The sequence below is a fragment of the Streptomyces sp. NPDC059455 genome, assembly GCF_042750115.1.
Taxonomy (GTDB): Bacteria; Actinomycetota; Actinomycetes; order Streptomycetales; family Streptomycetaceae; genus Streptomyces; species Streptomyces endocoffeicus.
Genome location: NZ_JBHYVB010000391.1, coordinates 1 through 4,916, shown reverse-complemented (window position 1 = coordinate 4,916; position 4,916 = coordinate 1). Strand labels below are relative to the sequence as shown.

The 4,916-nt window shown below is 69.5% G+C and carries 5 protein-coding genes; 3 read left to right on the top strand and 2 right to left on the bottom strand.

Annotation, left to right across the window (positions count from 1 at the left end; translation table 11 throughout):
• Positions 1–229: 229 nt before the first annotated feature.
• Together ACFXB5_RS52630 and ACFXB5_RS52625 are read right to left on the bottom strand one after the other, a co-directional pair.
• The gene (locus ACFXB5_RS52630; protein ID WP_385223001.1) at positions 230–814 is read right to left on the bottom strand and encodes a nicotinamidase; all 585 of its coding nucleotides are present in this window, start codon (positions 812–814) and stop codon (positions 230–232) included.
• Between the two features lie 75 nt (positions 815–889).
• Positions 890–2,224, bottom strand: coding sequence for a nicotinate phosphoribosyltransferase (locus tag ACFXB5_RS52625; protein WP_385222998.1), 1,335 nt, complete (start codon positions 2,222–2,224; stop codon positions 890–892).
• Between the two features lie 83 nt (positions 2,225–2,307).
• Between ACFXB5_RS52625 and clpS the strand changes: the two genes are divergently transcribed.
• From clpS to ACFXB5_RS52610, 3 genes are all read left to right on the top strand, one after another.
• On the top strand, positions 2,308–2,619 hold the full coding sequence (gene clpS / locus ACFXB5_RS52620) for an ATP-dependent Clp protease adapter ClpS (protein ID WP_037962133.1): 312 nt from the start codon (positions 2,308–2,310) through the stop codon (positions 2,617–2,619).
• A complete protein-coding gene (locus ACFXB5_RS52615; RefSeq protein ID WP_385222995.1) occupies positions 2,619–3,230 on the top strand; it encodes a DUF2017 domain-containing protein in 612 nt (203 codons plus the stop codon). Before clpS ends, ACFXB5_RS52615 begins: the two co-directional genes overlap by 1 nt.
• A 211-nt stretch (positions 3,231–3,441) precedes the next feature.
• Positions 3,442–4,854 (top strand): amino acid permease, encoded by a 1,413-nt coding sequence (locus tag ACFXB5_RS52610; RefSeq protein WP_385222992.1) that lies wholly within the window; start codon positions 3,442–3,444, stop codon positions 4,852–4,854.
• The last annotated feature ends 62 nt before the right edge of the window (positions 4,855–4,916 follow it).

Below are 4,916 nucleotides of genomic sequence, written 5' to 3'. Positions count from 1 at the left end.
GGGGCCTGTACCCCTGCGGCGGGCTGCTTTACACTCCCCGCCACGACCGCCACCTGGGGCTCCGCCCCAGACCCCGCTCCTCAAACGCCGGAGGGGCTGGAAGGCGGGGCTCCGCCCCAGACCCCGGGATCCAGGGGCGAAGCCCTTGCCGCGCGGTGGAGCCGCAAATCGATGCCGCGGGAAGGGGCGGGAAGGGGGCTGGGGGGCGTTCTGGGCGCCTCCGGGGTCCTCAGACGACCGGCTTGCCGCTGAGCTCGACCCCGGCCGCCCGCAGCTCCCCCAGGGCGCGCTCGGTCGTGCCCGGGGAGACGCCCGCGGTCAGGTCCAGCAGGACATGCGCCGCGAACCCCTCGCGGCGCGCGTCCAGCGCCGTGGCCCGCACGCAGTGGTCGGTGGCGATGCCCACCACGTCCACCTCGGTCACCTCCCGCTCGCGCAGCCACTGGGCGAGCGGGGTGCCGTGCTCGTCGGCGCCCTCGAAGCCGCTGTACGCGCCCGTGTAAGCGCCCTTGTCGAAGACCGCGTCGATCGCGCCGGAGGCGACGGCGGGCGCGAAGTTCGGGTGGAATCCGACGCCCTCGGTGCCCGCGACGCAGTGCACCGGCCAGGTGTGCTCATAGTCCGGATTGTCCGAGAAGTGATCGCCCGGATCGATGTGGTGATCACGGGTGGCGACGACATGCCGGTAACCGGGCGTAGCCTCCCCGATCAGATCGGTGATCGCGGCGGCGACGTCCGCGCCCCCCGTCACCGCGAGGCTTCCGCCCTCGCAGAAGTCGTTCTGGACGTCGACGACGATCAGTGCCCGGTGCATGTCACCGAGGGTAGACACTCCGCGGCGATTACGGCAGTGGGCGTGCCCCGCGTTCCCGCTCATGACCCGCCCGCCTCAGGCCCGCGCGTACTCGGTGGGCAGGACCGGCTCCCCGCGCGAGAGCTGGGTCGCCGACAGCGGCAGCCCGGCCCGGGCCGCGATATGCCGGTCCCGCGCCGCGTCCAGCGGCTCGCGGGCCACGATCTCGCCCCCGCGCACCAGCTCCACCAGCAGTTGATGGCCCGCCAGCTCCTCGGGGACCGCACCGGTGCCGATCACCTCGGCCTCGGCCACACCGTGCTCGTCCACCCGCCGCGCGGCCCATTTGCGGCCGCCCACCGAGGTCTTGGCGCCCATGGACTTCTTGGCCACCGGCAGCAGCGGCGCGTCCGCGTCGTCCGAGACCGCCCGCGCCACCAGCTTGTAGACCATCGAGCTGGTGGGGTGGCCGCTGCCGGTGACCAGCTGGGTGCCGACCCCGTACGCGTCCACGGGGGCGGCCGCCAGCGAGGCGATCGCGTACTCGTCGAGGTCGCTGGTCACCACGATCTTGGTGTTCTTGGCGCCCAGCTCGTCCAGCTGCTGGCGCACCCGGTGGGCGAGCAGCAGCAGATCGCCGGAGTCGATCCTTACGGCGCCCAGGTCCTTGCCGGCCACCTCCACGGCGGCGCGCACCGCCTCGGCGACGTCATAGGTGTCCACGAGCAGGGTGGTGTCGCTGCCGTGCGCCTGGACCTGCGCCGTGAAGGCGTCCCGCTCGCTGTCGTGCAGCAGGGTGAAGGCGTGGGCGCTGGTGCCGACGGTGGGGATGTTGTAGCGGAATCCGGCCGCGAGGTCGGAGGTGGTGGTGAAGCCGCCGACGTAGGCGGCGCGGGCGGCGGCCACGGCGGCCAGCTCATGGGTGCGGCGGGCGCCCATCTCGATGAGCGGCCGGTCACCGGCGGCGGTGGACATCCGGGACGCGGCGGCGGCCACCGCGGAGTCGTGGTTGAGGATGGAGAGGATGACCGTCTCCAGCAGCACCGCCTCGGCGAAGGTGCCCTCCACCCGGATGATCGGCGAGCCGGGGAAGTAGACCTCGCCCTCGGGGTAGCCCCAGATGTCGCCGCGGAAGCGGTAGTCGGCGAGCCAGGAGAGCGTGGGCTCGTCCACGATCCGCTGCTGGGCGAGGAAGTCCAGCACGCCGGCGTCGAAGCGGAAGTTCTCGACGGCGTCCAGCACCCGCCCGGTGCCCGCCACGACGCCGTAGCGCCGGCCCTCGGGGAGGCGCCTGGTGAAGGCCTCGAAGACCGAGCGGCGGTCGGCGGTGCCCGCCCGCAGCGCGGCCTGCAGCATGGTGAGTTCGTACCGGTCGGTGAAGAGCGCGGTCGACGGCACGTCCACCGGCAGTCCCAAGTCCGCAGTGTCCATGGTTGACGATGCTACCTCCCGTACTCGTCAGAGTGACGAGATCTGGGTGCCGGTTTAGGCGACGGCCCGTGCCGGGTGGCAGCATGGGACGTGTGAGTGTCGCGCCCGTGGAGATCGAACGTCCTGAATCCCGTGAAGCACCCTCGTCGGTGCCGGAACCCGACGTTCCCTGGGTGACGGTGGTCCATAACGACCCCGTCAATCTCATGAGCTATGTGACCTACGTCTTTCAGAGCTACTTCGGCTACTCCAAGGACAAGGCCAACCGTCTGATGCTCGACGTCCACCACAAAGGCCGCGCGATCGTCTCGAGCGGCACCCGCGAGGAGATGGAGCGCGACGTGCAGGCGATGCACGGCTACGGCCTGTGGGCGACCCTCCAGCAGGAGCGCTGATGTCGGGACGTTTCGAGCCGTTGCCGGGTGGTGGCGCCGCCATCGCCCTGGACGAGGTGGAGATCTCCATCCTGCGCAGCCTGGCCATGCAGCTCGCCGAGCTGATCGGCCCGGGTGACCAGCCCGCCGAGGGCGACGACCCGCTGGCCGCGCTCTTCGCGGACGGCCCGAGCAAGCCGCCGGAGGATCCGGCGCTCGCCCGGCTCTTCCCGGACGCCTACTCCCCGCCGGACCAGGATCTCGGGGCGCGGGAGGAGAAGGCGGCGCGCGAGGCGTCCGCGGAGTTCCGCCGCTTCACCGAGAACGACCTGCGGGCGCGCAAGCGCGACGACGCCCTGACGGTGGTGCGCGACCTGGACGCGCTGGGCCCCGGCTCCTCGGGTGGGGCCCCGGCGGTGCTGGAGCTGGCGCCGGAGCGGTCCCGGTGCTGGCTGGGCGCGCTCAACGACCTGCGGCTGGCCATCGGGACCCGGCTGGAGGTCACCGACGAGGACGACGGCGGTGAGCTGCTGGGGCTGCCGGACTCCGATCCGCGCAAGCCGATGGTGATGGCGTACTTCTGGCTCGGCGGGCTCCAGGAGACCCTGATCGAGACGCTCATGCCGGAATGATTCCCTCCGGCAATTACTGAGTGTTCGTTTAGAGGATGCTCAACTCCGGATAACGATCGCATCACCGCGGTCGTTATCTTTGTTGTGCGGCGTAACTTTTGTCCGCTTCTTCCTGTGGTGTGCACCACACGCGACCCAGTCGATCAGTGTGGCGGGCGTGATAAATCTTCACGATCGCAGCCAGCCGCCACAGGGAGAAAGGCGCAGCAATATGACCTCAGCGGCTCCTGAAGAGGGCTATGAGCGCGGCCTTGGCAGTCGCCAGGTCCAGATGATCGCTATCGGCGGCGCCATCGGCGTCGGCCTGTTCATGGGTGCCGGGGCGAACATCGCCAAGGCCGGCCCGAGCATCATCCTGATGTACGCCCTCGCGGGCGTCGTCATCTTCTTCATCATGAGAGCGCTCGGTGAGCTGCTCCTGTACCGCCCGGTCTCCGGGTCCTTCGCGGAGTACGCCCGAGAGTTCCTCGGCCCGTTCTTCGGCTTCGTCACGGGGTGGACGTACTGGCTGATGTGGGTGGTGACCGGCATGGCCGAGCTCACGGCCGCCGCCATCTACATCAACTACTGGTACCCCTCGATCCCGCAGTGGGTCAGCGCCCTGGTCTTCCTGGTGGTGCTGTTCGGCGTCAACCTGATCTCGGTGAAGATCTTCGGTGAGGTCGAGTTCTGGTTCTCGATGGTCAAGGTCACCGCGATCATCGGCATGATCGTCATCGGCCTGGGCGTGCTCACCCTCGGCTTCTCCGACGCCGGTGACACCGCGGCCGCCTCCAACCTCTGGTCGCACGGCGGGTTCTTCCCCAACGGCATCGGCGACAGCCTGATGACCCTCCAGGGCGTGATGTTCGCCTACCTCGCCGTCGAGCTGGTCGGCGTCACCGCGGGCGAGTCCGAGGACCCCGAGAAGACCCTGCCCAAGGCGATCAACACCCTGCCCTGGCGCATCATCATCTTCTACGTCGGCGCCCTGGTGGTGCTGCTCGCCGTCGTCAAGTGGACCGAGTTCTCGGCCGGCGAGAGCCCCTTCGTGCACGCCTTCTCCAAGATCGGCATCCCGTTCGCGGCCGGCATCGTCAACTTCGTGGTGCTCACCGCGGCGCTGTCCTCCTGCAACTCCGGGATGTACTCCACCGGCCGGATGCTGCGCGGCCTGGCCGCCAACAGCGAGGCCCCGAAGGCCTTCGGCATGCTCAACGCCCGTAAGACCCCGGCCATCGGCATCACCGTCTCGGCGTTGCTGATGGGCATCGGCGTGATCCTCAACTACATGGTCCCCGAGAAGGCCTTCGAGTACGTCACCTCGGTGGCCACGGCCGCGGGCATCTGGGCCTGGGCGATGATCCTCGTCAGCCATATCAAGTACCGCAAGGCCGTGACCTCCGGCCGGCTGCCGGCCTCGTCCTTCCCGGCCCCGGGCGGCGCCGTCTTCAGCTGGGTGGCGCTGATCTTCTTGATCATCGTGACCGGCCTGATCGCGTACGACAAGGATGCCCGGGTCTGTCTGTATGTGGGCGCCGGCTGGGCCGTGCTGCTGGTGATCGGCTGGTTCGTGCTGAAGTCGCGCGAGGGTGGCCAGCCGGGTGCCCCGGCGGAGGCGGAGCCGGAGTACGCGCGCAAGTAAATCCGTATCGCCTTTCGGGGGCTATATCTCAGCAGTCGGGGGGACAAAAACAACCCCACACA